The organism is Rickettsiales bacterium, assembly GCA_033762595.1.
In the GTDB taxonomy this organism is placed as follows: Bacteria; Pseudomonadota; Alphaproteobacteria; order Rickettsiales; family UBA8987; genus JANPLD01.
The window spans coordinates 1-2,224 of the sequence record JANRLM010000002.1; the positions used below are offsets into that span (position 1 = coordinate 1).

General features: G+C 38.0%; 4 protein-coding genes. All 4 read right to left on the bottom strand.

The window, feature by feature from the left end; translation table 11 throughout:
* Positions 1-1,091: class I tRNA ligase family protein (locus tag SFT90_00050; GenBank protein MDX1948877.1), on the bottom strand; the 1,091-nt coding region annotated here is incomplete at its 3' end.
* Positions 1,088-1,471, bottom strand: coding sequence for a type II toxin-antitoxin system VapC family toxin (locus SFT90_00055; GenBank protein MDX1948878.1), 384 nt, complete (start codon positions 1,469-1,471; stop codon positions 1,088-1,090). The genes SFT90_00050 and SFT90_00055, both read right to left, overlap by 4 nt.
* Complete coding sequence (locus SFT90_00060) at positions 1,471-1,713, bottom strand: hypothetical protein (GenBank protein ID MDX1948879.1); 243 nt, start codon at positions 1,711-1,713, stop codon at positions 1,471-1,473. Before SFT90_00060 ends, SFT90_00055 begins: the two co-directional genes overlap by 1 nt.
* A gap of 83 nt (positions 1,714-1,796) precedes the next feature.
* The coding region (locus SFT90_00065) for an ABC transporter permease subunit (protein MDX1948880.1) at positions 1,797-2,224 on the bottom strand (428 nt) is incomplete at its 5' end.

The window sequence follows — 2,224 nt, forward strand, 5'->3', positions numbered from 1 at the left end:
CCAAATTTATCTAAAACAATTCTTAAGTTTAACTTATGTTTTTTCCACCATCTAACATCTTGTTCATCGCCGAAGGTGCAGCACATAACAACGCCAGTGCCTTTATCTTTCTGCACAGCTTCATCTTCTTGAGTTGGAACAATAACTTGAAATAAAGGTGTTATCGCTTCGCAATTTTTGAGAATTTCTGCACGAGTATCTTCAGGGTGATACATGAACGCAACGCAAGCTGGAAGCAACTCTGGGCGGGTTGTCATCACCTCAATTCCCTTATACCATTCTGGATCAGATTGATCGCAATAGGTAACATCATAAATGCCCCCCTCTGGGGCTTCCGCCCCTTCTCCCCCCGCAAGCAGGGGGAGATTTTCTCCCTGTTCCTCACCCTGTTTACGGGGGGAGGTTAGGTGGGTGGCAGATTTCCTTATTTTTACAAACTTACCTTTATTTTCGCCTTCTTTAACACGCAAACCAAACCAAATGTAATTCTCAAAGCTATCTAATTCCTTCTCCTCAATTTCGGCTTGGGCGATGGCGGTTTGGTCTACAGGATCCCAAAACATTGGCTCAAGCGCACGGTATGCCTGATTTTTATTATATAAATCAAGGAAGGACATTTGCGAAAGTTTCATCACCTCATCAGAGATTGTATGATATTCCTGATTCCAATCAACGCTAAGAGCAATCGCACGGAATAAATCACGAAACTCAACGCGATATTTTTCAACAACTTCATTGCACATCTCAATAAATTTCTCGCGAGGGTGAAGGTGAGCTTTAGTTTTGCGTTCCTTCTCAACAAGGCGTTCAGTTGGCAAGCCATTATCATCAAACCCCATCGGGTAGAACACATTAAACCCACGCATACGCTTATAGCGTGCGATAAAATCCGTTTGTGTATAGCTGAAAATATGCCCCATATGTAGGCTACCCGAAATTGTGGGTGGCGGGGTATCGATGACGAAGTTGTTAGTTGATGGTTGATGGTTGATAGAATTATCTACCCAATTATAAACCCCACTTGCAAGCCAAAAATCTTGGAGTTTTTTTTCAATAATTTTATCTTCGTATTTTTCAGGTAATTGTTTCATCTTATCAAAATAATTTTTGCTTCTAAATCTAAATTTTTCCAAATTTTATCAGCGGTTAAAATAGGCAATTTTTTTGATATTCCAAGCGAAATACACGCCCTATCACCTAGTGATAAACCAAACTTTGAAGTTTTTTTGATTAATTCAGCACATTTGAAGGCTTGAACTTCATCAAAATCAATAATTTCTAGATTTAGATCTTTAATTAAACCCTGAATTTCTTGTATATTATTTTCTTGCTTGATAAGATATGCAACAACTTCAGTTAAATTAACCACAGAAATTACCGCAGAGGATAAATACTCATCTACAATATCATGGCCTTTTTCCTGATAAATACTAGCAATCAAGGCAGATGCATCTAAAACAAATTTTTTCATTAGTTGCTATCTTTGTTACGAAAAGTGAGAAAATCAGCGGTATGATTTTTAACTTTTCTTTTAACCTTTTCTCGTATTTTTTTTAGTGCTTCTTTTTGTTTGAAGAAACGCAATTCACCATCTTGGATTGAGGCAATCAGCTCATCACCCGATTTTATATCTAGCATTTTTCTGTAAAGAGATGGAATAACAAGCCTGCCACCATCACTTATTTTTATTCTAAATTCTTGAGAAACTTCCATAATTTATACTTTACGCCACATCATAGAAATTATGCCTTATTTTGCATTTTATGGCAAGGGCTTTGTTTGAATTTCAAGTAAATCTACTTTCTAAAAACTTTGTTTGGGGCGAGGGCATCGCGGGCGGCTTCACCAGTAAACACAAGCAGGGAAAGCATTACAGATACAATCACAAAGCCAGTAATTCCAAGCCAAGGGGCTTGCAGATTTTGTTTAGCTTGTGAGAGAATTTCACCAAGTGATGGATATTCGGCCGGCAAGCCAAACCCTAGAAAATCAAGCGATGTAAGGGTTGTAATTGCTGCACTAACCACAAAAGGCATTTTTGTAACTGTTGTAACAAGCGAATTTGGCAAAATATGAGTGAAAATCAGCCTTGGCGTTTTAACCCCTAGAGCCTTTGCAGCTGTAACATATTCAAAATTTCGCACTTTCAAAACCTCCGCACGCACTGCACCAACCATTCCAGTCCATTTGAACATTAACACAATAAAAATTAGCATTATAAAAT